Genomic DNA, 25,886 nt, shown 5'->3' on the forward strand with positions numbered 1-25,886 from the left:
CATCAACCATGCAAAGGAGCATCATATGAATCCGATCATCGAACAGATCAAGGGCGGACTGGTCGTCAGCTGCCAGGCGTACCCCGGCGAGCCGCTGCGCCACCCCGAAACGATGGCGCAGATGGCCATGGCCGCGGAGATCGGCGGCGCGGTCGCCATCCGATGCCAGGGGCTGGCCGACATCGCCGCGATCAAGGGACAGGTGAAGGTGCCGGTCATCGGCATCTGGAAGGAGGGCGACGAAGGCGTGTACATCACGCCCACGCTGCGTCACGCCCGCTGCTGCGCCGCAGCCGGCGCCGACATCGTGGCCATCGACGCCACGCGCAGGCCTCGTCCGGATGGACTGACCTACGCGCAGACCGTGGAGGCGCTGCACCGGGACGGCGTGACCGTGATGGCCGACTGCGGCAGCTTCGCCGACGCGCAGCAGGCCGTGGACGCCGGCACCGACATCATCTCCACCACGCTGTCCGGTTACACCGGCGAGCGTGAGAAGACCGACGGACCGGACTTCGAGCTGCTGGAACAGATGATCGCCGCGTTCCCTGACGTGCCGGTACTGTGCGAGGGGCGCATCCACACGCCCGACCAGCTGGCCGCGGTGATGGAGCGCGGAGCGTGGGCGGCGGTCGTCGGCACGGCGATCACGCATCCGACGAGTATTACCCGTTGGTTCAAGGCGCGATTGAACGGCTGAGTACAGCCGGTAAGCGGGGTGGGCCCTCCCTCAGTCCGCCCTGCGGGCGGCCAGCTCCCTCCCCGGGAGGGAGCACGAAAGATATGCGCGTGCTTCCCGCGGCAGGGGCGCGCGCTTTTTTCTTTGTGCTCCCTCCTGGGGAGGGAGCTGTCGGGCGCAGTCTGACTGAGGGAGGGACCACGCTCCAGCCACTTTCCGTATATGTCCATCCATCTCACCGTCAAGACATCAGACGTCTTACGACACTCCCAAATTGCGATAAGACATCAGACGTCTTATGATTAAACCCAAGTTCGAGGCACACCGAAGCGTCTCGCACTTTCAAGGAAGTAGGAAATCAAAGGAGAGAACTACGATGTCGTTCTTCAAAAACCGACTGATCAAGGCAACCGCCCTGGTCGTCGCCGGCGCCATGACGCTCAGTCTCGGCGCATGTGGCGGAGGCGGAGACTCCGCCAAGACCGCGGCCACCGGCACCTCCGTGGCCGACACCATCACCGCCCAGGTGGCATACGCCAGCCGCGACTTCGCCCCGTCCACCACGTCCAGCGCCCTCGCCATGGCCGGCAACTGGCACGTGACCGAGCCGCTCTACGCGCTCAACTACTCGGACTTCTCCGTCTACAACGCCCTGGCCAAGGGTGAGCCGGAGCAGGTGTCCGACACCGAATACGTGGTCACCCTGCGCGACGGCGCCAAGTTCTCCGACGGCACCGCCGTCACCCCCGAGGACGTGGTCAGCTCCTGGAAGCGCACCACCGCCGAAGGCAGCCTCTACGTCTCCATGCTGGACTTCATCCAGAACGTCGAGGCCAAGGGCGACAACCAGGTGACCTTCACGCTCAAGCAGGCCTTCCCGATGTTCAAGCAGCGTCTGGCCCTCATCCAGATCGTGCCGACCTCCATGAGCGACGCCGACCTCAAGGCCCAGCCCGTCGGCTCCGGCCCGTGGAAGTACACCGAGATCACCGACCAGCAGGTCAAGTTCGACAAGAACGACAACTACAACGGCGACCACCCGGCCCAGACCAAGCACATGGTGTGGAACGTGGCAGTGGACGACACCTCCCGCGTCACCGCCATGCAGGCCGGCAAGACCGACATCATGGAAATGGTGCCCGCCAACGCGTTCAAGACCCTCGAATCCTCCGGATCCGAGCTCGAGACCGTGCAGGGCTTCAACCAGCCGTTCCTGATGTTCAACACCAAGAAGGCCCCGTTCGACAAGGCCGAGGTCCGTCAGGCCGTGTTCTACGCCATCGACACGCAGAAGCTCATCGACAACCAGATGAACGGCCAGGCCACCGCCGCCACCAGCTTCCTGCCGGAGAACTTCCCCAACTACCACAAGGCCAGCACCGTCTACAAGAAGGACCTGAACAAGGCCAAGAAGCTGCTCAAGGAAGCCGGCGTGACCGGTGAGATCAACTTCACCCTGTACACCACCGACCAGTCCTGGATCACCCAGCTGGCCCCGCAGATCAAGAACGATCTGGCCGAGATCGGCATGAACGTGGACATCCAGTCCATGGCCTCCTCCGCCCTCTACCCGAACGTGACCGACAAGGCCGACGCCGACTACTCGATGGTCCTCGCCCCCGGCGACCCGTCCGTGTTCGGCAACGACCCCGACCTGCTCATGAACTGGTGGTACGGCGACAACGCCTGGACCAAGACCCGCACCTTCTGGAAGGACTCCGACGGCTACAACCAGCTCCATGAGCTGATGAACAAGGCCATCTCCGCCACCAGCGAGAAGGAACGCCAGGAGTACTGGAACCAGTGCTTCGACCTGCTCAGCGAGCAGGTGCCGCTCTACCCGCTGTTCCACCGCAAGACAACCACCGCGGTCAAGAAGGGCGTGTTCGAGAAGTTCCAGCCCATCGGATCCACCGGCATCAACCTGGTGGAGGCCAAGCTCAGCAAGTAGCAGACGTCCGGCCCGTGGAACGGATCGCGAACGATTCCACATCCACACAGGCGACCCGTTCCGCGGGCCGGGCCCTCATCCGACAACTCACCCATCCGATCAGACCGATCATTCGAGCGTCCGATCAGTCCGAATGACCGCACGATCACCCGATCGCCGAATCGCCCATGACGTCGACCGACGATCACAACCGCATCGACCGCACGCCGAAAGAAGGCGACGGACGGCCGACGCAACCGATCCGACGAAGGCACGGGAGCCTTCCGACAGGGATCATCCTTTTTCTTTCCTTTCGCACACGGACCCGGCGACAGCCATGCCGTTTTCCGGAAAACACACGCCGGAAACGACCCGCGCATGACCGCCGCCGGCCCGCCACGCCCGGCCGGAACGCCCGGCCGACCCCATTCATGTTCACCATTCGTTGGGAGACACAGACGTGAATAACCTCTTACGACTTCTCGGCAGGCGACTGATCGCCCTGCCGTTCATGGCATTCGGAGTGACGCTGCTCGTCTACTTCCTCATGTCGTTCTCGCAGTACGATCCCGCGGTCGCCGCGCTCGGCGAAAACGCCACCCCCGAGGCGCTCGCCGCCTACCGTCACGAAATGGGCTTCGACCGCCCCTGGTGGGAGCAGTTCTTCTCCTACCTCGGCGGCCTGCTGCACGGCGATCTCGGCGTGTACGGCGTCAACAAGGACTCCGTGGGCGCCCGCATCGCCGACGCGTTCCCGATCACGCTGCAGCTGACGTTCATCGGCCTGCTCATCGCCGTGGTCCTCGCCGTGATCTTCGGCGTGCTCGCCGCCCTCTACCGCGACACCTGGGTCGACCAGGCCATCCGCGTCGTGTCCATCATCGCCATCGCCACCCCGTCGTTCTGGCTCGGCGTGCTGCTCATCTACCTGCTGCAGATCCAGCTGTCCTGGCTGCCCGGCGCCGGCGAACTGCCCGCGTTCACGCAGGACCCGACCGGCTACCTCGCCCGCATGGCCATGCCCAGCTTCGCGCTCGGCCTGCCCGTCGCCGGCTCGCTGACCCGCATCATCCGCACGTCCATGGTCGAGGAGCTCGACAAGGACTACGTGCGCACCGCCATCGGCGCCGGCGTGCCCAAGCGTGTGGTCGTGGCCCGCAACGTGTTCCGCAACGCGCTGATCACCCCGGTCACCGTGCTCGGCATGAAGATCGGCTACCTCATGGGCGGCGCCATCGTCATCGAGGTCATCTTCTCCCTGCCTGGCATGGGCACGGCCATGTTCGACGGCATCAACAACAACCAGCCGATGCTGGTGCAGGGCGTGGTGCTCGTCGTGGCGCTCGCGTTCATGGTGGTCAACGTGATCGTCGACCTGCTGTACGTGCTCATCAACCCGCGAATCAGGACGGTGTGACATGTTCGGAAGCAACAACGCAACCAAGGAATTCAGCAAACCCGGCACCAAGGTGAAGGTGCGCCGCTGGTCGAGCATGACCATCGGCACCCGCATCTCCGTGATCGTGATCGCCGTGCTGGCCCTGGCCGCCATTCTGGCGCCCGTCGTCACCCCGCACGACCCCACCGAGATCACCATGAGCTACGATTCGCCGAGCGGCGACCACTGGTTCGGCACCGACAACCTCGGCCGTGACGTGTTTTCCCGCGTGATCTACGGCGCCCGCTACTCGCTGGTCATCGGCCTGACGTCGATCGCGTTCGCCCTCGTCGTGGGCGCGATCATCGGCGCGATCGCCGCCGTCTCGCGCACGTGGATCTCCGAGATCATCATGCGACTGATCGACGTGGTCATGTCCGTGCCGACGATCGCCCTGGCGGCCGTGTTCGTGTCGATCCTCGGCCAGTCCATGATCGGCATCATCATCTCCATCGGCGTGCTCTACGTGCCGCAGATCGCACGAATCGTGCGAGCGAACATCATCAGCGAATACGGCAAGGACTACGTGCGTGCCGTGATCGTCTCCGGCGCACGTGCCCCGTGGATCCTGTTCAAGCACGTGACGCGCAACATCGCCGCCCCCGTCATGGTGTTCACCACGCTGTCGGTGGCCGACGCGATCGTGTTCGAGGCCTCGCTGAGCTTCATCAACGCCGGCATCCCCGAGCCCACGCCCACGTGGGGCAACATCCTGTCGTCCGCCAAGGCCGGCGTGCTGTACGGCTACTGGTGGCAGGCCATGTTCCCCGGTCTGGCGATCATGATCACCGTGCTGTGCCTCAACATCCTGTCCGAAGGCATCACCGACGCCATGGTGGCCGCCCCGACCGCGCCGATCAAGCAGACCGCCGACGAGGCCGAGCTCAAGCGCAAGGAAGACCAGCTGCTCATCGACCCGGTGGCCGCCTACAAGGCCCAGCACGACAGCCTGGAGCTGCGACTTGCCCAGCTGCGCGAGGCCGAGCTCAAGCGCAAGGACCGCTTCATCCCGCTCTCGCAGGAGAAGCCCGTCATCGAGGTCAAGGACCTGTGCATCAAGTTCCCGCGTCACGGCGACGTGAACGTGGTGGACCACCTGTCGTTCTCCGTACGCCCCGGCGAGACCATGGGCCTGGTCGGCGAGTCCGGCTGCGGCAAGTCCATCACCTCGCTGGCCATCATGGGACTGCTGGACCCCAAGGCCCAGATCAGCGGCGAGATCCTGTTCGACGGCAAGAACCTCGTGGGCATGGATCCCAAGGAGCACAACGCCCTGCGCGGCCACGAGATCGCCATGGTCTACCAGGACGCGCTCTCCAGCCTCAACCCGTCCATGCTCATCAAGGCACAGATGAAGCAGCTCACCTCCCGCGGCGGCACCCGCAGCGCCGAGGAACTGCTCGAACTCGTGGGCCTGGATCCCAAGCGCACGCTGGAATCCTACCCGCACGAGCTTTCCGGCGGCCAGCGCCAGCGCGTGCTCATCGCCATGGCCCTGACCCGCGACCCGAAGCTCATCATCGCCGACGAGCCCACCACCGCGCTCGACGTGACCGTGCAGAAGCAGGTGATCGACCTGCTCAACGAGCTGCGCGAGAAGCTCGGCTTCGCCATGATCTTCGTCTCGCACGACCTGGCGCTCGTGGCCAAGGTTGCCCACTCCGTGACCGTCATGTACGCCGGCCAGGTGGTCGAGCAGGCCTCCATCAAGGAGATCCTCACCGACCCCCGCCACGAGTACACGCGCGGCCTGCTCGGATCCGTCACCTCCATCGAGGCCGGCCAGGGACGCCTCCATCAGGTGCCCGGCACCGTGCCGAGCCCCGCCGACTTCCCCAAGGGCAACCGCTTCGCACCGCGCTCCTCTCGCCCCGACCACGGTCTCAACGAGAAGCCCGTGATGAAGGTCGTGCCCGGCACCCAGCACTACGTGGCCTGCCAGCCCGACGATCCCGAGCCGGGGCCGGCGCCCGACTTCACCTACGACTGGTTCGCGCCAACCCCAGAAGTGGCGGCCCGTGAGGCGGCCGAGGCGCTGAAAGGAGCACAGCGATGAGCGAGACGAACAGCAAGCGCATCGACGGCGTGCATGCCGATGACAAGACCACGCCCATCATCGAGCTCAAGGACATCGAGGTCGTGTTCACCACCCGTGCTGGCTCGCTCTTCCACCCCAAGAAGATCACCGCCGTCAACAAGGTGAACCTCCGGCTCATGCCCGGCCGCACGGTCGGCATCGTGGGCGAGTCCGGCTGCGGCAAGTCCACCACCGCGAACGTGATGTGCGGACTGCAGAGCGTGACCGGCGGCAAGGTGTTCTTCAAGGGCCAGGACGTCACCCGCCGCACCGCCAAGGAGCGCATGGACATCGGCCGCGTGGTCTCCGTGGTCTTCCAGGACCCGGCCACCGCGCTCAACGCCCGCATGAGCGTGCAGGACCAGCTCATGGACCCGCTGATCGTGCACAGCCTCGGCGACGATGCGGCCCGCCGCAAGCGCGCCTACGAGCTGATCGACATGGTGGGCCTGCCCAAGTCCGCGCTCAACGCCCTGCCCGGACAGCTCTCCGGCGGCCAGCGACAGCGTGTGGCCATCGCCCGCGCCCTGTCGCTCAACCCGGACGCGATCATCGCCGACGAGCCCACCTCCGCGCTCGACGTGTCGGTGCGCGCGCAGATCCTCAACCTGCTGAGCGACCTCAAGAAATCGCTCGGACTGTCGATGGTGTTCATCAGTCACGACATTCAGACTGTGCGATACGTGTCCGACGAGATCGTGGTGATGAACCACGGCACCATCGTCGAGCACGGCGAGGCGCACGACGTGCTCAACAACCCGCAGGATCCGTACACGCAGATGCTGCTCGGCGCCGCGCCGTCGCTGCTGCACCCCACCCCCGACGAGTGCATCTGAGCGGACGGTCCCTCGTCCGCCGCGCCGGCATCGCCGGCGAGCATCACCATCCAATCACCTTTCCACCAATACACACCAAAAGGAAACCAACCATCATGACCACCACATTCCGCGGCGTCATCCCGCCCGTCGTCACTCCGCTCACCGCCGACCGCGAGCTCGACCGCGCCAGCTTCAAGCGTTCGATCGACCGACTGATCGACGCCGGCGTCAACGGACTGTTCTTCCTCGGCTCCTCCGGCGAAGTCGCGTTCAGCACCGACGAACGTCGCCGCGAGATCATCGAGGCCGCCATCGAGTTCGTGGCCGGACGCGTGCCCGTGCTCGTCGGCTGCATCGACACCGAGACCAACCGCGTGATCGAACACGCCAAGGTCGCCAAGGAACTGGGCGCCGACGCCATCGTCGCCACCGCGCCGTTCTACGCGCTCGGCGGCCTGCCGGAGATCGAGAACCACTTCCGTCTGATTCACGAGGCCGTGGACCTGCCGCTGTTCGCCTACGACATCCCCGTGTGCGTGCACGTCAAACTGCCCGGCGACCTGCTCGTGCGCCTCGGCCTCGACGGCGTTCTCGCCGGCGTGAAGGACTCGTCGAACGACGACGTGGCCTTCCGCTTCCTCGTGGACGACAACAACAAGGCCGGCCACCCGCTCACCCTGCTCACCGGACAGGAGGTCGTGGTCGACGGCGCGTACATGGCCGGCGCCGACGGCAGCGTGCCGGGCCTGGGCAACGTGGAATGCACCGGATACGTGCGCATGTGGCAGGCGTACGAGGCCGGCGACTGGGCCACCGTGCGCGCCGAACAGGACAAGCTCGCCGCACTCATGCGCATCGTCACCGTCACATCCGGAGTCTCCGGATTCGGCGCCGGCGTGGGTGCGTTCAAGACCGCCATGGCGCTGCTCGGCGTGTTCGACACCAACCAAATGCCCAACCCGGTGCAGGCGCTGCAGGGCGAGAACGTGGAGGCCGTGGCCGCCGTGCTGCGCGAATGCGGACTCGAACCCGTGCACACCCCCGAGGAAGTCACCAACTCCACTCACTGAAGCTTCAAAGGAACCCGCGAAAGGAACACCCATGGCGGAAGTCATCATCGTCAAGAACCAGGATGAGGCCGGCGCGCTGTACGCCAAGTCCGTGGCCGATCTCATCGAACGCAAGCCGTTCGCCGTGCTCGGTCTAGCCACCGGATCCACGCCGCTGGTCGCCTACGAGCATCTGGCGCTCGAGGTGCGCGACCGCGGCCTCGACGTCTCCCACGTGCGCGGCTTCGCGCTCGACGAGTACGCCGGCCTGCCGGTCGAACACCCCGAATCCTACCGCAGCGTGATCACGCGCACCGTGGTGGAGCCGCTCGGCCTCGACCCGAAGCACGTGCACGTGCCCAACGGCGCGCTCGAGACCATCGCCACCGCCGGCGCCGACTACGATCGCGCCATCGAGGAGGCCGGCGGCATCGACGTGCAGATCCTCGGCGTGGGCACCGACGGCCACATCGGATTCAACGAGCCCGGCAGCTCGCTGGCGTCCGGCACGCGCATCAAGACGCTCACCCAGCAGACCCGCGTCGACAACGCCCGCTTCTTCGACGGCGACATGAACCAGGTACCCACGCACTGCATCACGCAGGGCATCGGCACGATCATGAAGGCCCGTCATCTGGTGCTGCTCGCGTTCGGCGAGAACAAGGCCGACGCCGTGGCCGCCAGCGTGGAGGGCGGCGTCTCGGCCATGTGTCCGGCATCCGCGCTGCAGTTGCACCCGCACGCCACGTTCATCGTGGACGAGGCGGCGGCCAGCAAGCTCAAGCTCGCCGACTACTACCGCTGGGTCTACGCGAACAAGCCCGCCTGGCAGGGCATCTGACCGGTCGGGGGAGTCCCACGGAACCTGCCATAGCCGCGTGACTCCTCTCGACCGCATGCCGGAGGCGGATCGGGTTTTCCCGGTCCGCCTCCGGCGTACGCGCCTTCATCCATGTCGCGTATACCGCCCCCATCGCCGAGCGCCCCCGTCGAAGCCCACCATCCAGCGTCGTATGGTTCCGCTTTCGGTCGTTAAAGCGGTTCGATGTGAGTGCGGTGTTATAAAATAAACACCTGTGGTTGTCGTTGACGATATCCCGGTGCAGTTTGGAGGGGCACGACTCCAATTACGTAGTCGAACTTGAACCACATGTTCATGTCGACGCTGCTGTGACCGCACACGTTCTGGAAAGGAACACAGAGATGTCATCCACGCCTTCGGCCAGTGATTTCGTGGCCGCCGTACCGTCGTTGGCCTACCTGGACCGTTCGCCGATCGACACGGACACCCCCCAGCAGCCCAGCCGCTGCGATATCACCATGGACGCGATCAAGTCGTACATCATCAATCACAAGCTCGTGCCGGGCGACAGCCTGCCCACCGAAACCGAACTGTGCCAGGCCGTCAAGGCGTCACGATCCTCCGTACGCGAGGCCGTGCGCAAGCTCGAGGCCCTGCACATCGTCAAGGTGGTTCACGGCCGGGGCACGTTCGTGGGCGACCTGTCGCTGGAACCGCTCGTCGAGACGCTGGCCTTCCGTGCCATGGTCAAGGCCACCAGCAAACAGGACTTCAGCGAACTGCGCAACGTGGTGCAGGTCCGCCGTTCGCTCGACAAAGGCGTGGCCGAATCGATCGTCGCCGCGCTGAAGGGCACCGAACAGCCCGAACTCATGGAGATCACCGACCGCATGGTCGAACGCGCCGAACATGGCGACAGCTTCCTCGACGAGGACATCGCATTCCACTCCCGACTGCTCGCCTACGCGAACAACACCGTGCTCACCCAGCTGTCCGACAGCCTGTGGATGGTGCACATGGCCGTGCTGCCCAGCCTCGGACTGCAGGTGTCCGCACAGCTCAAGGACAGTGCCGAAGCACATCGCGCGATGCTCGACGCCGCGCTCGCCGGAGACGCCGACGCCTACCGCAGGGCCGTGGACGACCACTACCGTCCCATCGACGCCATCCTCGCCGCCGCGCTGGATCGCTAGATATACGTAGGCTCCCCTCAGCGAGGGGAGCCATTGTATTTGAGGCGTAAGCCGAACTATTCCTTCGCCTCGGCCTCCTTGACCGCGGTTTCGGCCTTGACCTCGGCGGCCTCGGTGGCGGCGGCAACGGCCACGTCATTCTTGCCCTGCTGCTTGGCGACGGCCTCATTGATGGCCTTGCGGGCCTTCTTCTGCGCCTCCTGGCCGAGCTTGGAGTTCTTACGGCTGAAGCCGAAGTACACGGCCAGGCCGATGGCCATCCAGATGGCGAAACGCAGCCAGGTCTCCCAGTTCAGACCGGCGATGAACACCAGGCAGAAGATGATGGACAGGATCGGCGTGAACGGCACGCCGGGCGCCTTGAATCCACGGTGTGCGTTCGGCTGGGTTTTGCGCATCCACAGCACGCCGGCCGACACGATCATGAACGCGGACAGCGTACCGATGTTCACCAGCTCGAACAGGATGTTGATGTTGATGAAGCCGCCGGCGATGGCGGTGAGAATGCCGAAGAACCAGGTGCCCTTGAACGGGGTCAGGTACTTCTTGTGCACCTCGCCGAACAGCTTGGGGAACAGGCCGTCGCGGGCCATGGCGTAGCAGATGCGGGACTGGCCGTACAGCTGCACCAGCATCACGGTGGTCATGCCCACGAGCGCGCCGATGTTCACGATCACGGCCAGCCAGTTCAGGCCGGTCGCCAGGATCACGCCGGCCACCGGGGCGTCGATGAACTTCGCGAACTCCTTGTAGGGCACCACGCCGGTCATCACCAGCGTCATGATGATGTAGATCACCGTGGAGACGGCCAGCGACAGCAGGATGCCGCGCGGCAGCGTCTTGTTCGGATTCACGGTCTCCTCGGCGGAGGAGGACACGGCGTCGAATCCGATGAAGCTGAAGAACACGATCGACGCGGCCGGAATGATGCCGTACGGCTGCGTCGAACCGGGCTGGAACGTGTAGATGCCGTACGGGGAGAACGGCTTCCAGTTCGCCGGGTTCACGTACCAGACGGTGCAGATGACGAACAGCACGATGATGGCGAGCTTGATCATCACCATGATGTCGTTGGCGCGCTTGGTCTGGTTGATGCCGATCGACAGCACCCACGTGATGATCAGCACGATCACGAAGCCCGGCAGGTTGAAGTACGTGGTCACGCCCGGCGTGGTGCCGTACGCGGCGGTCAGCTCAACGGGCAGATGCAGGCCGAAGCCCTCGAGCAGCTTGTTGAAGTAGCCCGCCCAGCCGGCTGACACCGTGGCCGCCTGCAGTGCGTATTCGAGGATCAGGTTCCATCCGATGACGAACGCCACGAGTTCGCCGAACGCCAGATAGGCGTAGGAGTATGCGGAACCGGAAACAGGGGCCATGGAAGCGAACTCCGCATAGCACAGACCGGCGAAGCCGCAGCAGATGGCGGCCAGCAGGAACGACACCGCCAGAGCGGGGCCGGCGGTGAGTGCGCCCTTGCCGGTGAGCACGAAGATGCCGGTGCCGATGATCGCACCGATGCCCAGCATCGTCAGATCGAAGGTTTTCATCGTACGTTTCAACGGGGTGGACTCGGCGACGATGCTCGCCACGTCCTTTTTGCGCAGAAGGCTGCTGCTCATGATTCCCTCTCGTATTCGACAGTTCACAATTACGAAACTCTCACATCATACGGGGAGAACATGAGCGTTTATGTTTCGGATGCCTGAAAACAGAGAAAAATCCCAAATTATAGGACGAAAAACACTGATCTTCACCATAACGACACGCCGAAGCCCATTTATAGCGTGTTCAAAATTCCCTGTGCGGTCGCGTTCCATGGCTCCCCTCAGTCCGCTTCGCGGCCAGCTCCCCTCAAAGAGGGGAGCCGAGAGTAGAAGATAGTATGGAAACGGCTTCCGGAGTCGATTCAGAATCGACGGGCCGGACCCGGACGAGGAGGAATCATGGGATTGCTGGACATGTTCTCACGCGGCAGGCAGATCGACACGCGCGCACGATCGCTGTCGTTCGTGCTGAACGATACAGGAGCCACATACGAGGACGGCCGCATCGGTCTCGAACCCACCACGCTGACCATCTCCGAAAAACGCGTCGCCGTGATCGGCCTCAACGGTGCCGGCAAATCCACGCTGCTCAAACTCATCGACGGGGCGATGAAGCCCACGGCCGGCACCGTAAGCGTGGTCCGCCACGTGCTCGACGACGACGGCAATCCCGAACCCGGTCAGGACACCGCCTACAATCCCTCACGCAAATCCGACGCCAAGGCGCTCAAGGATCTGATCGGCATCGTGCGTCGCGAGGAGATCCCCAACAGCTACTACATGGCGGACAACATCTCGGACGCCGTGGCCGCCCCGCTCAAGAAGCGCAAACTGCCCGAAGCCTACTGCAACGAGACTATCGGCATGCTGTTCGCCCACTTCGGCCTGACCGCCTACGCCCGGCAGAAGGCCGACGCGCTCGACAGCGAGAAGCGCCACCTGCTCGCCATCGTCAGCGCGCTCGCCATCAATCCGGCCGCCATCGTGGCCGACGAGCCGACCAAGGGACTCGACGAACACGCCACCCGCAACGTGGCGCGAGCCCTATTCGGCTACGACAAGCAGGTCGTGTTCGCCACGCACGACCTGAGCCTGGTGACCGACCCCATCTACGCGATCGACCGCGTGCTGCTGCTCGACGAACACCGCGTGGCCTTCGACGGCGCTCCCGCCGAGGCCGTCGATCATTACAACGAACTGATCCGCAAGCGCTACGAGGCGATGAAAGCAGGAAAGTAGGCAATCCGCATTCGATCTCCGCATTCGAACGGAACGAATGTCAAGAAAATCGAAGGAAAATGACACGCGCCGCCCGTCCGTCGCATAGCCGGGCCACAATAGGGCACATGACATTGAGTGCAGCGCCCGAATGGGCTTTCTCATCGGAAACCGGACGAAACAACTATGCGCGGGCATGCGAACAGTATCCGGCGCAGTGCATCGTCGATCTCAAGGCATTGCGTGACAACATGCGCCATCTGGTCGACGTGGTCGGCGGACCGGAATCCAAGACCGCGGTGATGGGCGTGGTCAAGGCCGACGCCTACGGACACGGACTGATCCCCGCCGCGCTCGCCGCGCTCGCCGGCGGCGCCACATGGCTCGGCACCGCGCAGTCGCACGAGGCGCTGCTGCTGCGCCAGGCCGGCATTGGACCGGACCGCTGCCATATTCTCACGTGGGTGTACAACGGCCGCAACGTGCCGTTCGACAAGCTCATCGAAAACGACATCGACATCTCCATCGGTTCCAAGGCCGGCATCGAAGCCGCCGCCGAGGCCGCGCGCAAGGTGGGCAAGACCGCACGCGTGCACGTGAAGGTCGACTCCGGATTCGGCCGCAACGGCTTCACCGAGGAGACGTTCGACGCGGCGCTCAAGCGCTTCGTGGAGCTCTCGCACGAGGGCGTGTTCCACATCGTGGGCCAGTGGAGCCACCTCGCCGTGGCCGACTCGCCCGACGTTCCCGAATTCGTGGCGTCCACCGACCGTCAGATCGAGCATTTCAACGCGTTCACCGCACGCATGGAAAAGGCCGGCATCGCCCCCGAGATCCGTCACCTCGCCAACACGGCGGCCACGCTCGACCGTCCCGAGATCCACTTCGAGCTCACCCGTCCGGGCATCGGCCTGTACGGCTACGAGCCCGACCCGGCCATGGGCACCCCCTCCACGTGGGATCTCAAGCCCGCCATGACGCTGCAGGCGCAGCTCGGCACCGTCAAGCACGTTGAGGCCGGCCACGGCATCTCCTACGGCCGCACCTACCTGACCCCCGACGACACGTCCACCGCCATCGTGCCGATCGGCTACGCGGACGGCATCCACCGCTCCGCCTCCGGATTCGACATGCAGGGCGCCAAGCACGTGCAGAAGACCGGCGGTCCGGTGCGCGTGATGACGAACGAGGGCCCCAAGGTCTACCACGTGTCCGGCCGCGTGTGCATGGACCAGTTCATGATCGACCTGCACGGCAAGTGCGAGGACCTCAACGTGCACGAGGGCGACACCGTGGTGCTGTTCGGCCCCGGACGCGGTGAGGATCACGCCGAGCCGACCGCCGACGACTGGGCCCGCGCCGCCGGTACGATCAGCTACGAGATCTTCACCTGCCTGCGCAACCGCATTCCGCGCCTCTACCTGCACGCGGCCGAGGTGCTGCCGCCCGAGGATCTGGCCAAGCTCGACCCGGCGTCGCTGCTGTAGGACTCGGCATGGGCATCGGGGGAGTGGACGACCTTACGAAAGCGTGTGCCGCCCGGACTTTTGACGACGGCTACACCGCGTTCGACCGGGAACGCTGGGCGGTCGAGCCGCCGAAGACCAGCACGCGCACCGCGTTCCAGCGCGATCGCGCCCGCGTCATCCACTCCTCGGCGTTCCGCCGTCTCGGCGCGAAAACCCAAGTGCTGGTGGCCGGCAGCGACGACTTCGCCCGCACCCGGCTCACCCACACGCTTGAGGTGGCGCAGATCGGCCGTCAGATCGCCGAATCCCTAGGCTCCAACCCCGACGTGGTCGACTGCGCCTGCCTGGCGCACGATCTGGGCCATCCGCCGTTCGGCCACAACGGCGAGCGCGCGCTGGCCTCGCTGGCCGGCGGCATCGGCGGGTTCGAGGGCAACGCGCAGACCCTGCGTCTGCTCACCCGGCTTGAACCGAAGTTCTTCTTGCCGGATGGCCGCTCCGCCGGGGTGAATCTGACCCGCACGTCACTCGATGCCGCAGTGAAATACCCGTGGACGGCGGCCGACGCACCCCTGCGCGCGGACGGCACGCGCAGCCCGAAGTTCTGCGTGTACCCGGACGATCTGCCGATGTTCCAATGGCTCAAACGGGACAATCCCCACTGCGTGAAACCGACGACGACGGCGAAGCCGGTGGAATGCCAGATCATGGATCTGTCCGACGACATCGCGTACAGCGTGCACGACGTGGAGGACGGCATCGTCTGCGGTTCGATCAATCCCACACTGCTGCACGACGGTCACGTGATCGACGCGATCGTGGAATCCGCGCGGCAGTGGTACGGCGAGACGTGGGACGGCGACGGGCTGGTCCGCGCGTTCGACCGTCTTCGTGCGGCGGGCATGCTGCCCGAACGATTCGACGGTTCACGCCGATCGCTGGCCGTGCTCAAGAACCTCACCAGCGCGCAGATCGGCCGGTTCGCCGACTCGGTGGAGCGCGCCACGCGCGAACGGCATGGCAGCGGTCCGCTCACGCGGTATCACGCGTCGCTGGTCATTCCCGAAGAGACGGCGTACGAGATCACGGCGCTCAAGGGCGTGGCCGTGCACTTCGTGATGGCGCCGCACGAGAACGACGCCATGCATCGGCGGCAACGGCGGATCATCGAGGAACTGGTCGATGCGCTGATGGACGGCACGACCACCGCGGACGGCGGTCGCAGCCCGTCGCCGCTGCTCGAACCCGTGTTCCTCGACGACTGGCGCCGCGCGTCCGACGACAATGAACGACTGCGCGTGGCCATCGACCAGGTGGCCAGCCTCACCGACACCTCCGCCATGACCCTGCACCGTCGGCTGCACGGGATGGAACGCGGGTAGACTGGAGCGTTATGCCGGGATTGATTCTGAAAGAAGACATTGAGAAAGTACGCGCCGCAGCCGACCTGTACGACATCGTCTCCGCCGACGTCACATTGAAGCCGTCGGGTTCCGGCACCTACATGGGCCTGTGCCCGTTCCATGACGAGAAGACGCCAAGCTTCTCCGTACGCCCCGGACTCGGCGCATGGCACTGCTTCGGCTGCGGTCTCGGCGGCGACGTGTTCAAATACGTGGAACAGTCCGAAAACGTCGGATTCGCCGACGCCGTGGAGATCCTCGCCGACAAATACCACATCGAACTGCGCTACGACTCCAACCAGCCGCAGCAGCGTCAAGGCTCCAAACGTTCCCGACTGCTCGAGGCCAACGAGGTCGCGCAGAAGTTCTTCGTCTCCCAGATCATGAGCAAGGAGGCGCTCGCCGCGCGCAAGCTGCTCGCCGGCCGCAACTTCTCACAGGCCGACTGCGAACGCTTCGGCTGCGGGTACGCGCCGCAGGGCTGGGACAATCTGGTCCGTCATCTCGCGTCGAAGGGCTTCACACAGCAGGAGATGCTCGACGCCGGTCTCGCCCGTCAGGGTCAGCGCGGCGTGTACGACTATTTTCGCGGCCGCGTGACGTGGCCGATCCGCGACGCCACCGGCCGTACGCTCGGCTTCGGCGCGCGCAAGCTGTTCGACGACGACACGATCCAGGCGAAGTACATCAATACGCCCGACACCACGCTCTATCACAAGAACCAGGTGCTGTACGGCCTTGATCTGGCCAAGGCGAACATCGTGAAGAAGCGTCAGGTGGTGATCGTCGAGGGGTACACCGACGTGATGGCCTGCCATCTGGCCGGCGTGGACACGGCCGTCGCCACGTGCGGTACGGCGTTCGGCAACGAGCATGCGAAGATCGTGCGCCGTCTGATCTCCGACGACAAGCTCGGCGCGTTGCAGCTGATCGGTCCGGGCAAGAACCATACGTCGCGCGTGGTGTTCACGTTCGACGGCGACGCGGCCGGGCAGAAGGCCGCGCTGCATGCGTTCGGCCTCGATGGCGCGTTCCTGTCGCAGACGTTCGTGGCCGTGGCCGACAACAATCTCGACCCGTGCGATCTGCGCATCCAGCAGGGGGATACGGCCGTGCGTCGTCTGGTGGAGAACGCGTCGCCGTTGTATGACTTCGTGATCAACGCGGCGATCGACCAGTTCGGCACCGAGTATACGACCGGGCAGATGGGGGCGGTGAAGGCCGTGGCGCCGATCATCGCGCAAATTCGCGACCGTTCGCTGGTCGACATGTATGCGCGCAAGGCGGCCCGTCGCATCGGCGTGGATTTGGACGTGATGATTCGCGAGGTGCAGACGGCTCGGCGTCGTCTGCGTGTGCGCGACGAGGACGCGTATGCTCCGCGTGGCAACCGGTACGGCAATAATGGCGGCGGCGATCGGTTCGGCGATCGTTTTGGTGATGGGTATGGCGACGAGCGTGGCACGGTCAGTCCGGCCAGGCGTCGTCAGATCGAGCATCAGGACGCGCTCATGCAGGGCTACTACCGGGTGGATGACGCGGTGTTCATCTGCGAACAGCAGTTCATGGGGATTCTGATTCAGGTGCCGCGCGCGGTGAACCGCGATCTGTTCTCGCGTTTGGACGAGGAGAGTTTTACTACGCCGGTGTTCCGGTCGCTGTATCAGGCGTTGGAGGCGGCCGGTGGATTGCCTCCGGACGAGACGCCGCAGGGACTGTGGCTGCATAACCTGTCGAAGGCGGCCGGTCCAATGCTTGAGCAGGTGATCAACGAGCTTGCCGTGATGCCGCTGCCGTTGCCGAACTTGGACAAGGGGGTCGCCGGTTCCGGCTCGGGTTCGGGGGCTAACGGGATGGTGCCCGGCCCCGATGGGCCGATCGACCCGCAGGCCAACGGCGCCGCGAACCCGATGCGCCCGGCCAGCGAGGCCGAACGACAGTACGCGTCGGAACTGCTGGTGCGTCTGCTCGACATGGCGTGCATGCGCAGGATCGCCATGTGGAAGCGGCGCATGAACCTGTTGCCGGAGGGGGAGGAGAAGTTCCGTCTGCTCGGCGAGATCACCAAGCAGGAGGCCGCCCGCAAGAACCTTCAGGCCGAAATCTACGGCAACACGGTCGGCTGAGTTTTCATTCCTAGGCTTCCCCTTGAGGGGAAGCTGGCAGCCGAAGGCTGACTGATGAGGTGACCGCCGTCGAAGATGGCAAGCACGTGTCGGCGTAGCCGATTCCATATTGAGTCGGCTACGCCGACACGTTACTTCGCCTACGGCGATTCACCTCATCAGTCTGCTGTGCAGACAGCTTCCCCTCAAGGGGAAGCCTGCGGGCATCTACCGTGCGAGGACCGAATCGGCCTCGACCACGGTTACGGGGAGGGTGATCTGACGGCTCCTGGCATACGGGTCGCCGGTACGGTCCTCGCCGCGCGCCCCGATCTGGTCGAGCAGGTTCCTCGCCGCCTCACGGCCCAGCGCCTGCGGATCCTGCTCCAGCAGATAGATGCCGTCCTGCACGTACTGCGACCAGCGCCAGTCGTCGAAGCTCACCAGACCGACGTCATTCGGGAATCGAATCCCCAATGTTTTCAACGCGGCGAGGATATCGAACAGCAGCGGTCCCATCAGGGACACGAGCACCGTCCGTCCGCTGAGATGATCGAGCGTGGTGCGGATCCGCCGCTCCAGCCAGTCCTGATCGTGCGAATCGGCCTCGACCGGCACCATGAGCACATGCCGTTCCTCGGCGGCACTGGCGAATCCGGCCACACGCGCCGCCTGTGCGGAGATCTCGCTGCGCGTGCGGCTGAGCACAACGATGTTGTCGTACCCCATGTCGGCCAGCGTCAGTCCCATGCGATGGCACGACTCCTCGTTGTCGGCCACCACCTTGGCCACGCCGTCCGGCTGGTCGGCGCATTCGCGGTCGACCATGACCAGCGGCGTGCGCGACGAGACGATTGGCTCGTAGGCGGCGAACTCGCGCGCATTCGGCTGGATGATCAGTCCGTCGACCTCCTGAGAGAGCAGACGGTTGATCTCGTCGTGCTCCTGCGTGGTGGAATTGTTGGCGTTCATGAGCATCACGTCGTATCCGGCCGGCTGCAGTTGGGCGTAGATGCCGCTGAACAGCAGCGACGAGAACACGTTGGAGATGTCGGCCACGATCACGCCCACCACGTGCGTGGACTGCTGCCGCATGCGTCGGGCGGACGCGCTGGGCCGGTATTCGAGCCGGTCGACGGTCTCCTGGATGCGCGTACGCGTGGCTTGGCTCATCTTGCCGTAGTTGCCGTTAATGAATCGCGAGACCGTGGTCACCGAAACCTGCGCCTCGCGTGCGATGTCGGCAATGGTTACCTTGGCCATGATGCTCCTTCTTTGCGGGCGTTCGGGGGTCTCTAGTGCGAGTCTAATGCGTTTCCGACGGCCGGCCGGGGTGTGTTTTCGAAAAACGGTGACAAATTGCGGCAACACGCCGTATTGACATGATTTATGACTCGGGTATATCTTTAGGGTATCGATACACCACAACGAATGCAAAGAAGTTTATCAACGTTAGGGTATCGATAACCTAAGTTTTGACCGGTCGACGACAGTGCGGTGACGCAGCAGAATCGTCCGGCCGGACCAGATACGACAACCAACGGGACACCAAACCGACCGACCATCAAAGGAGAGCATCATGGCCGAGTTTTCCATCAAGAGCTTCGATCTGACCGACAAGGTCGTCCTCATCACCGGCGGCGCCAGCGGACTGGGCCAGTACTATACGCAGGCCGTCAGCAAGGTCGGCGCCGACGTGTTCATCGTCTCCTACGACCAGCAGGGCTGGGAGGAGACCCGCGCCGCCGTCGAGGCCAACGGGCGCAAGGCCGTCTTCATGCTGCAGGACATCACCGAACCCGGCGCCGCCAAGAAGATCGTCGACCGCGCCATGGAGGAGTTCGGCCGCATCGACGTGCTCATCAACAACGCCGGCATGCAGCGCCGCCACGATCTCGTCGACTTCCCCGACTCCGACTGGAAGGCCGTGATCGAACTCAACCTCAACGCGCTGTACTACCTCTCGCACGAGGTCGCCAAGATCATGATCAAGCAGAACAGCGGCAAGATCGTGAACATCGGATCCATGCAGTCCTACCGCGCCGGCAAGTTCATCTACCCGTACGCCGCCAGCAAGCACGCCGTCATGGGCCTCACCCGCGCCTACGCCGACGCGCTCGCGCCGCACAACATCCAGGTCAACGGCCTGGCGCCCGGCTACATCAACACCCCCATGACCAAGGCCCTGCAGGAGGACCCGGTGCGCAGCGTGGAGATCCGCGAGCACATTCCCGCCGGACACTGGGGCGAGCCCAAGGAGCTCATGGGCGCCATGGTGTTCCTTTGCTCCGCCGCCTCCGACTACATCAACGGCGTGATGCTCCCCGTCGACGGCGGCTACCTGCTGCGCTAGTTGTTCCCGCACGCGGGCTCCTCTCGGCTTCCCCTTGAGGGGAAGCTGTCTGCGCAGCAGACTGATGAGGTGAATCGCCGTCGAAGACGGCACAAGCACGGATCGGCGTAGCCGATTCCATATTGAGTCGGCTACGCCGACATATGCTTCGCCTACGGCGGTCACCTCATCAGTCAACCTTCGGCTGCCAGCTTCCCCTCAAGGGGAAGCCGGGAACCATATTCGTTCATCTATCCATCACCCAGAGCTAGCAAAGGAGCTGACTCATGCCTCTGGTCATCGTGGCCTGCGCCGTCGCGGTCCTCATCTTCCTTATCGTCAAACTCAAGCTCAACACGTTCGTCTCGCTGGTCATCGTCTCGTTCCTCACCGCGCTCGTACTGCAGATCCCGGTGGACAAGATCCCCACCACCATCGAGACCGGCATCGGCGGCCAGCTCGGCCACCTCGCCGTGATCTTCGGCTTCGGCTCCATGCTCGGTAAGCTCGTCTCCGACTCCGGCGGCGGCCACCGCATCGCCATGACGCTGATCAAGCGCTTCGGCCGCAAGCACATCCAGATCGCCGTGGTGCTCGCCTCGTTCATCGTGGGCATCGCCCTGTTCTTCGAGGTCGGCCTCGTGGTGCTGCTGCCGATCATCTTCGTGATCGCCCGCGAGCTCGACATGCCGCTCATGTTCCTCGGCATCCCCATGGCCATCACACTCAACGTGGCGCACGCGTTCCTGCCGCCGCACCCCGCGCCCACCGCCATCACTTCCACGCTCGGCGCCAACATGGGCCACGTGCTGCTCTACGGCATCATCGTCTCCATCCCCACCATCATCGTGGCCGGACCGCTGTTCAACTTGCTGCTGCACAAGTTCAGGCCCGACCTGTACCACACCGACGTCGAAGTGACCGCGCTCGGCGAGTTCAAGGAGTTCAAGGAGGAGGACACCCCCGGCTTCGGCATCTCCGTCGTCACCTCCATGATGCCGGTCATCCTCATCGCCGTGGCCACCATCTGCTCGTTCGTGCTGCCCGAAGGCAACGTCGTCAACGAGGTGATCCAGTTCGTGGGTGCACCCGACGCCGCCATGCTGCTGTCCATGCTGTTCGCCGTGTGGACCATGGGCCTGGCCCGCAAGCGCACCATGGCCGACATCGCCGGTAGCATGACCGAATCCGTCAAGCAGATCGCCATGATGCTGCTCATCATCGGCGGTGGCGGTGCCTTCAAGCAGGTGCTCGTCGACGGCGGCATCTCCGACTACATCTCCACCATGTTCTCCAACATCAACATGCCGCCGCTGATCGCCGCCTGGCTCGTGGCCGCCGTGCTGCGCGTGTGCCTCGGCTCCGCCACGGTCGCCTCGCTCACCGCCGCCGGCCTGGTGGCTCCGATGGTCGCCATGTCCGGCGTGAATCCGGCGCTCATGGTGCTGGCCGTCGGTGCGGGCTCCGTGATCGCCGACCATGTGAACGACGCCGGCTTCTGGATGATCAAGGAGTACTTCGGCCTCTCGCTCAAGGAGACGTTCATGTCGTGGACGGCCGCCACCACCGTGATGTCGGTGATGGGCCTGATCTCCGTGCTCACGCTCTCCCTGTTCGTGTGATCGCTTCGACGACCACCTGATATGCGGCTGTCAGATCTGGCAGCCGCATTCTTGCGTTCGCAGGGCTCGTGGACGGCAGGGGAGTCATGGGAACGTCGATGCCCGCGCTCGCAAGATGCGGCGCGCAAAGTCTTCGATACAGCTGTGCCGCCTTGCCTCCGGTCGTGAATACATGTGCGATGCGCGACGCTCGGATGATCGGTGCAAGATCGTTCGGCACGGCGTTGCGAATCGACGAATCACTGGCGCCCACGATGTCGCATTCGGCGATCACGTCCCACAACGCGAACCGATGATCCAATGCGAACTCACGTCGTGCCTCCGGTTCGGCGGCGGGCGTCGGCTCGTCGAACAGCGCGGCCATCACCGGCCAGAACCGGTTCTGCGGATGCATGTAGTAGAACGACGCCTCGCGCGACTTCGGACTCGGCATCGAACCGAGGATCAGCACGCGCGAATCCGCATCCCACACCGGGCCGAACCCGTGGGTCACGTGGAGAAGGGGAGAACTTGGGTGCATGGCCATGGTGTCTAGCGTAATTGCGGTTCACAAATCGAAGAAACCTCGGGATGGGTGTTGAAAATCCGCGGCACGATTTCCATATCTTCGATTTGTGAACCGCTTCTTCTGAGGCGTCGTCCGCAAACGTTCCCTATTGGTGCTTTTTATTCGGATTCTTTCAAAAATTCCGAGGATATGTTCGATTCTGTGCGTGTTGTGGTTCTTGAATCTGAAGAATGGTGGAATTGCGGTTCACAAATCGAAGAAACCCGTAAAACGTGGTGATATTTCAACGGGATTGGTTGTATATCTTCGATTTGTGAACCGCTAATGGCGTTTATGAGGCTTGGCATGAATCTTCGCGGTGAATCGCGTCGACTCGATCTTCCATACCGCAACGCTCGCCGCCTGCTGCGGGGTGAACGGAATGTTCGCGGTGCCCATCTGCTGCTCCATGAGCAGCTGCAGACCGCGGATCTTCTCATCCACGTCGGTCACGATGCTCGCCGTACCGTTGCCGATCACCGATTTGAACGCCTCGCCCCAATTGCACCAAGCGCGTCCCTCGATGATTTCCCGATCCGTGTTCATCTCGAACGCCACCGGCAGCGCATTGCCTGCCGCCGTGATCGCATCATACTTGCGGCCCTCCGGCGCGGAATGCATATACAGGGTCAGCGTGCCGGCGAGGTCGCCGGTATCTGCGGCGCCATCGGTATTGTCGGTGTCTCCGGCGTCGTATGCGAATCCGAAGTTCATCGGCACGATCGTCAGCCCCTCGGCGTCCACATACGACACGTGCACCACATCACAGTGCCGCACGATATCAAGCATCTGCTGGATATCGGTCACTTCACGGTCGGCGCGACGCATACGCCGATGCGCGCCGGCGATGGTCTTCTCATCATGGCGTTTGGCTGGCTTGTGCAGAGCCGCAAGATCCTCGGGACGTTCATCGGTCATGATCGCCACTGTAGTCGCCGCGCGTAAAGGATGATGGCATGATTCCGGGTGCCGGGCGATGGCCGATTCGACGGGCGACGCCTCGGAAGCGATTGGGCATATGGGGGCGTGGCCGTGACGCTGAACACGTACGCGGCCCTGTTCCCGAGCAGGCTGGATGATGTGGCGGACGCCTTGGAACGCAACCGCGCCGCCGCCATCGTGTCCCATCGTGTCCCGAAGCAGTCGTAGCGGATATGACGAAGCCCTTGGATCCTAATGTTTCCAAGGGCTGTGTGGTGACCCCGGCCGGGTTCGAACCGGCGACCTACAGATTAGATTCAAACCGTGTTGGCAGATGCCGACTGACTGTAAAAGGTTGCAGCAGAAGGGGTATTTGCCTATTGAAGGGTATCGATTGGTTGCAACCTGGACTAGCTGATTACGGCAAAATGAGTAGTTCAGTGCGTCCCAATTGCGTCCAGCAGGGCAGCGGATCCGTGCCCGATGCCGGCGCTATCAAGATTGGCCGGCACCCTCTCACATAAAGTGTCCAAAGTGGCCGACATGGCCGAAGTGTCCAATGGCAGTGGATCCACAGCAGGTGCCTGCGCTACCGACATCAGCCAACCTCCGGTCCGACAGCGCTGCGGAACTGTATGATGAAAGCAATGAAGCGCCCTAGATTGACACCTCCTTTCAACACATGCGGTGACGCATGTGGGTGACATTCTAGGGCGCTTCATTGCTTTCACGGGAATGGTGATCCCCGAAAAGAGCAAAGGCGCTCAACTGGGATACTCTCCGTACCCCGATCGTCGGGGTGACGCAACGGTGACGGTAACCGTAACGCTTATAAGGCTGGAAGCCAAGCGCGACAACGGTCTTAGCCGTGACATGTCACGGATACGAATCCTCGGGGAGATATCGGCCCTATGCCGGTGGTGGCCTTGAAGGCTAGGGGAGGGTGTATCCCCCTACCCCTATGCCACGTCCACGACGCGGTTGCCCTTCACGGTGTCGTACAGCAGCTGCGCCGGTGTCGGGGAATGTTCTCCTGCGCCGAAGAAGCTGCCGGTGTACAGGCCGAATGCCGAATCGTCCGCCAGTCTTTCGGCGATCTCCGTGTCCACGGTGGAGTCAGGCAGTCGGTCGGTCGTGCTGGCCATCGGAGTCGTCCTTGTCGTCGAGAAGGTGGTTGAGAGCTACCGCGCACAGGCAGTCCGAGATACGGCAGAGCGCTTCAAGGCGAATGAGTTCGCCTTCCGTGGCCAAGGTGTTGAACGCCTTGGCCCTGTTGAGCTTGGCGGTCATGTTGTCGCCCTGCATGGACTGGGGGAGGGCGAAGTCGTTTTCCGCAATGTTCATGATTGGTCCTTTCACTCGTTGTCGGTGGTGTCGGTGGTGGTGATGATGGAGAGTCGGTTGGGGTGGACGACGCCGAAGCCGAAGCGGAACGTGCTGCGCATGAGCGTGATGTCACGCTCGAAGTACCTGTCCCTGCTGGCGTCGCCGGACACGCCGCCTGCGGCTGCGATGATCTCCCCCTTGTCGGTGATGATGATCTTGTCGGCGGGGGCCTGCGCGTTGAGGGTTACGGGGATGCCGAACAGGACGGGGACGGGCGCGTTGGCGACGTCCGGGCTGATCTGCGGGGTGCCGTCCGCCAAGCGGAGTTTCAGCAGCTTGGCCCATGTGCCGTACCCCATGATGATGTGGGTCGGGGTGCCGCCGTTCTCGCTGATCTGGGTGATGCCGTCGATGATCGGGTTAAGTCCGTCGTTGCTGTCGGCGATGTTGCCGGCAACGGGGATGCCGGGATAGTTGAACAGTCCCGTCACGCCGGACGCGCCTTCGGCGGGCGCGGGATTCTGGAGGAACACGGCGTCGGCCTTGGCGATGATGCTACGTGCCATGCCTTTCCCGAGCATGGTTTTCACGCCTGCAGCGTAGTTGGCCTCATTGGTGATCGGGTTGATTACGGCGACCTTCTGCGTATGAATGGTCAGAACGCTGACAGCGGCGTTGCCTTCGGGGATTTCCTCGCCTTCCTTGACGATCTGCGCTGCGGGGAGGGTTTCGACGTAGGGGACGTTGAGTACCGGAGTGTCGCCCTCGACCTGTCCGCCTGCGGTGGCGTGGGTGAGGATGAGCGCGTCCGGGATGATCGATTCGGCCTGAAAGTAGTTCGCGCTGTATACGCTTGGCGCGTTTCCTGTGGTGACTTCCGCCATGTTTTTTCTTCTTTCCGCGCCCTCACGGGCTGCGAAAAAAGAGGAACGCAGTCGTCGGGCGCAATAGTCGTGTTGCGCCGTCCGGCTGCGTTCCGTATAACCTTCAAACGAGACCGATCATTTGAATGGCTTACAGGGGTTATTCTACACCCTGTCGTGTTTCCTCCCCTGATTGCTGTTGCTGTGCGAGGGTTTTCCAGTAGCGTTTCTCACGTCGGCGTCTGGCGGATTCCAAGGTGAGGGACTGGATTTGTCGTATGAGCTGCGCGCGGCTCATGTGCCGGTAGGGTTCCGGCTCATTGGCCCTGTCCGTGTCCATTCGGGGTGTCCTCCGTGAGTCTGTCGCCTATGCGGGTGAGCTGGTCGGCTATCCGGCACAATGCGTGCAGCATGTCGTCTCGCTGTCCGCCCTGTCCGAGTTCCGATAGGTATCGGTCCTCGAGGGACTTGTGTTTGGTGCGTGTTCGTCGTCTCGGCACTGGCTGTCTCCTTGCTGTTGTTGCTTGGCCTTCTGGTAGGCGCGTATGAA

The 25,886-nt window shown here is 63.7% G+C and carries 21 protein-coding genes; 14 read left to right on the top strand and 7 right to left on the bottom strand.

What is annotated here, in order from left to right; translation table 11 throughout:
* The first annotated feature begins 25 nt into the window (after positions 1 to 25).
* From Tam10B_RS03675 to Tam10B_RS03710, 8 genes are all read left to right on the top strand, one after another.
* Entirely contained in the window at positions 26 to 700 is a 675-nt protein-coding gene (locus Tam10B_RS03675) for an N-acetylmannosamine-6-phosphate 2-epimerase (RefSeq protein ID WP_093959918.1), read from the top strand.
* 355 nt (positions 701 to 1,055) lie between these two features.
* Positions 1,056 to 2,630, top strand: a complete 1,575-nt coding sequence (locus tag Tam10B_RS03680) for an ABC transporter substrate-binding protein (RefSeq protein WP_093959919.1) — start codon at positions 1,056 to 1,058, stop codon at positions 2,628 to 2,630.
* 439 nt (positions 2,631 to 3,069) lie between these two features.
* A complete protein-coding gene (locus Tam10B_RS03685) occupies positions 3,070 to 4,026 on the top strand; it encodes an ABC transporter permease (RefSeq protein ID WP_093959920.1) in 957 nt (318 codons plus the stop codon).
* A 1-nt stretch (position 4,027) separates the two neighbouring features.
* Positions 4,028 to 6,103 carry a dipeptide/oligopeptide/nickel ABC transporter permease/ATP-binding protein gene (locus Tam10B_RS03690; RefSeq protein ID WP_093959921.1) on the top strand — a complete coding sequence of 692 codons (2,076 nt, stop codon included), beginning with the start codon at positions 4,028 to 4,030 and terminating at the stop codon, positions 6,101 to 6,103.
* Positions 6,100 to 6,960: an ABC transporter ATP-binding protein gene (locus Tam10B_RS03695; protein ID WP_093959922.1), complete on the top strand. Its 861-nt coding sequence runs from the start codon at positions 6,100 to 6,102 to the stop codon at positions 6,958 to 6,960. Before Tam10B_RS03690 ends, Tam10B_RS03695 begins: the two co-directional genes overlap by 4 nt.
* A gap of 95 nt (positions 6,961 to 7,055) precedes the next feature.
* The gene (locus tag Tam10B_RS03700; RefSeq protein WP_093959923.1) at positions 7,056 to 8,012 is read left to right on the top strand and encodes a dihydrodipicolinate synthase family protein; all 957 of its coding nucleotides are present in this window, start codon (positions 7,056 to 7,058) and stop codon (positions 8,010 to 8,012) included.
* A gap of 31 nt (positions 8,013 to 8,043) precedes the next feature.
* On the top strand, positions 8,044 to 8,832 hold the full coding sequence (nagB, locus tag Tam10B_RS03705) for a glucosamine-6-phosphate deaminase (RefSeq protein WP_093959924.1): 789 nt from the start codon (positions 8,044 to 8,046) through the stop codon (positions 8,830 to 8,832).
* Between the two features lie 362 nt (positions 8,833 to 9,194).
* A complete protein-coding gene (locus tag Tam10B_RS03710) occupies positions 9,195 to 9,986 on the top strand; it encodes a FadR/GntR family transcriptional regulator (protein WP_233133573.1) in 792 nt (263 codons plus the stop codon).
* 56 nt (positions 9,987 to 10,042) lie between these two features.
* Here Tam10B_RS03710 and Tam10B_RS03715 read toward each other — a convergent pair whose 3' ends face one another.
* The gene (locus tag Tam10B_RS03715) at positions 10,043 to 11,605 is read right to left on the bottom strand and encodes an APC family permease (protein WP_093959925.1); all 1,563 of its coding nucleotides are present in this window, start codon (positions 11,603 to 11,605) and stop codon (positions 10,043 to 10,045) included.
* A 324-nt stretch (positions 11,606 to 11,929) separates the two neighbouring features.
* Here Tam10B_RS03715 and Tam10B_RS03720 point away from each other — a divergent pair, with 324 nt between their 5' ends.
* From Tam10B_RS03720 to dnaG, 4 genes are all read left to right on the top strand, one after another.
* Positions 11,930 to 12,769 carry an ATP-binding cassette domain-containing protein gene (locus tag Tam10B_RS03720; RefSeq protein WP_093959926.1) on the top strand — a complete coding sequence of 280 codons (840 nt, stop codon included), beginning with the start codon at positions 11,930 to 11,932 and terminating at the stop codon, positions 12,767 to 12,769.
* Positions 12,770 to 12,876: 107 nt separating this feature from the next.
* Positions 12,877 to 14,235 carry an alanine racemase gene (alr, locus tag Tam10B_RS03725; RefSeq protein WP_093959927.1) on the top strand — a complete coding sequence of 453 codons (1,359 nt, stop codon included), beginning with the start codon at positions 12,877 to 12,879 and terminating at the stop codon, positions 14,233 to 14,235.
* An 8-nt stretch (positions 14,236 to 14,243) separates the two neighbouring features.
* A complete protein-coding gene (locus tag Tam10B_RS03730) occupies positions 14,244 to 15,599 on the top strand; it encodes a deoxyguanosinetriphosphate triphosphohydrolase (RefSeq protein ID WP_093959928.1) in 1,356 nt (451 codons plus the stop codon).
* A gap of 11 nt (positions 15,600 to 15,610) precedes the next feature.
* A complete protein-coding gene (dnaG, locus tag Tam10B_RS03735) occupies positions 15,611 to 17,746 on the top strand; it encodes a DNA primase (RefSeq protein WP_093959929.1) in 2,136 nt (711 codons plus the stop codon).
* 207 nt (positions 17,747 to 17,953) lie between these two features.
* Here the strand turns inward: dnaG and Tam10B_RS03740 are convergent, their stop codons facing one another.
* Positions 17,954 to 18,988, bottom strand: coding sequence for a LacI family DNA-binding transcriptional regulator (locus Tam10B_RS03740; RefSeq protein ID WP_093959930.1), 1,035 nt, complete (start codon positions 18,986 to 18,988; stop codon positions 17,954 to 17,956).
* Between the two features lie 316 nt (positions 18,989 to 19,304).
* Between Tam10B_RS03740 and Tam10B_RS03745 the strand changes: the two genes are divergently transcribed.
* Both Tam10B_RS03745 and Tam10B_RS03750 read left to right on the top strand, forming a co-directional pair.
* Positions 19,305 to 20,078 (top strand): glucose 1-dehydrogenase, encoded by a 774-nt coding sequence (locus tag Tam10B_RS03745; RefSeq protein ID WP_093959931.1) that lies wholly within the window; start codon positions 19,305 to 19,307, stop codon positions 20,076 to 20,078.
* A gap of 266 nt (positions 20,079 to 20,344) precedes the next feature.
* The gene (locus Tam10B_RS03750) at positions 20,345 to 21,679 is read left to right on the top strand and encodes a gluconate:H+ symporter (RefSeq protein WP_093959932.1); all 1,335 of its coding nucleotides are present in this window, start codon (positions 20,345 to 20,347) and stop codon (positions 21,677 to 21,679) included.
* On the opposite strand, the gene Tam10B_RS03755 is transcribed toward Tam10B_RS03750, so the two are convergent.
* The 5 genes from Tam10B_RS03755 to Tam10B_RS03780 all read right to left on the bottom strand — a co-directional run bounded on the left by Tam10B_RS03755 (position 21,657) and on the right by Tam10B_RS03780 (position 25,357).
* Positions 21,657 to 22,205: a DNA-deoxyinosine glycosylase gene (locus Tam10B_RS03755; RefSeq protein ID WP_233133574.1), complete on the bottom strand. Its 549-nt coding sequence runs from the start codon at positions 22,203 to 22,205 to the stop codon at positions 21,657 to 21,659. The two genes, Tam10B_RS03750 and Tam10B_RS03755, sit on opposite strands and share 23 nt — an antisense overlap.
* 303 nt (positions 22,206 to 22,508) lie before the next feature.
* Positions 22,509 to 23,144: a pyridoxamine 5'-phosphate oxidase family protein gene (locus tag Tam10B_RS03760; RefSeq protein ID WP_093959933.1), complete on the bottom strand. Its 636-nt coding sequence runs from the start codon at positions 23,142 to 23,144 to the stop codon at positions 22,509 to 22,511.
* A gap of 962 nt (positions 23,145 to 24,106) precedes the next feature.
* A complete protein-coding gene (locus tag Tam10B_RS03770) occupies positions 24,107 to 24,292 on the bottom strand; it encodes a hypothetical protein (protein ID WP_093959935.1) in 186 nt (61 codons plus the stop codon).
* A complete protein-coding gene (locus Tam10B_RS03775; RefSeq protein ID WP_093959936.1) occupies positions 24,264 to 24,491 on the bottom strand; it encodes a hypothetical protein in 228 nt (75 codons plus the stop codon). The genes Tam10B_RS03770 and Tam10B_RS03775 overlap by 29 nt, the downstream gene beginning before the upstream one ends.
* A gap of 11 nt (positions 24,492 to 24,502) precedes the next feature.
* Positions 24,503 to 25,357 carry a phage major capsid protein gene (locus Tam10B_RS03780; protein ID WP_093959937.1) on the bottom strand — a complete coding sequence of 285 codons (855 nt, stop codon included), beginning with the start codon at positions 25,355 to 25,357 and terminating at the stop codon, positions 24,503 to 24,505.
* Between the last annotated feature and the right edge of the window lie 529 nt (positions 25,358 to 25,886).

The organism is Bifidobacterium vansinderenii, from assembly GCF_002234915.1.
In the GTDB taxonomy this organism is placed as follows: domain Bacteria; phylum Actinomycetota; class Actinomycetes; order Actinomycetales; family Bifidobacteriaceae; genus Galliscardovia; species Galliscardovia vansinderenii.